The organism is Streptomyces mesophilus, from assembly GCF_011044995.1.
GTDB classification, from domain to species: domain Bacteria; phylum Actinomycetota; class Actinomycetes; order Streptomycetales; family Streptomycetaceae; genus Streptomyces; species Streptomyces mesophilus.
Genome location: NZ_JAAKZW010000488.1, coordinates 1 through 803 on the forward strand (window position 1 = coordinate 1; position 803 = coordinate 803).

1 protein-coding gene is annotated in these 803 nt (G+C 71.1%); it reads left to right on the plus strand.

Translation table 11 applies throughout. From position 1 onward, the window contains the following. Positions 1-730: PD-(D/E)XK nuclease family protein (locus G6045_RS40720; RefSeq protein ID WP_165337276.1), on the plus strand; the 730-nt coding region annotated here is incomplete at its 5' end. Positions 731-803: the final 73 nt, after the last annotated feature.

Below are 803 nucleotides of genomic sequence, written 5' to 3' on the forward strand. Positions count from 1 at the left end.
TGTGTATAAGAGACAGCCCCGTACCCCCGAGGACCTGCGCACCGTCGCCTCCTGGGACCGCGATCTCGAAGCGCTCGCCACCGAGCTGCAGCGCTCGCGCCGCGCCTCGCACGACGTGCCGCTGCCCGCCTCGCTCAGCGCCTCGCAGGTGCTGCGCCTGTCCACCGACCCCGACGGTCTGGCCCGCGAGCTGGCCCGCCCGATGCCACGGCCGCCGGCGCCGGCGGCCCGGCGCGGCACCCGGTTCCACGCCTGGGTCGAATCCCGCTTCGAGGCGCTCGAACTCCCTCTCCTGGACCCGGACGAACTGCCCGGCGGCGACGCCGAGATCGCCGACGAACACGACCTCGCGGCCCTCAAGGACGCCTTCGAACGCACGGCATACGCCCACCGCACCCCGTACGCGATCGAGGCGCCCTTCCAGCTGGCGCTCGCGGGCCGGGTGATCCGCGGCCGGATCGACGCGGTCTACCGCACGCAGACCGCCGACGGCATCACGTACGAGATCGTCGACTGGAAAACGGGCCACGGCGGCACCGCCGACCCCCTCCAGCTGGCGATCTACCGCCTCGCCTGGTCCGAGCAGCACGAGATCCCGCTGGAAACGGTCACGGCGGCCTTCGTTTTCGTCCGCACGGGCAAGGTCACGATCCCGGAACGGCTGCCGACGCGTGAGCAGCTGGAGGAGCTGCTGAACCCTCGGTCCAACATCAGCCCGTCCGGCGATTGAGGACATATCCGAACGAAGTTCGGATGCGGGGGTCTGGGGGCGAAGCCCTCAGTTTCGGGAAGGGGCGGGTAGG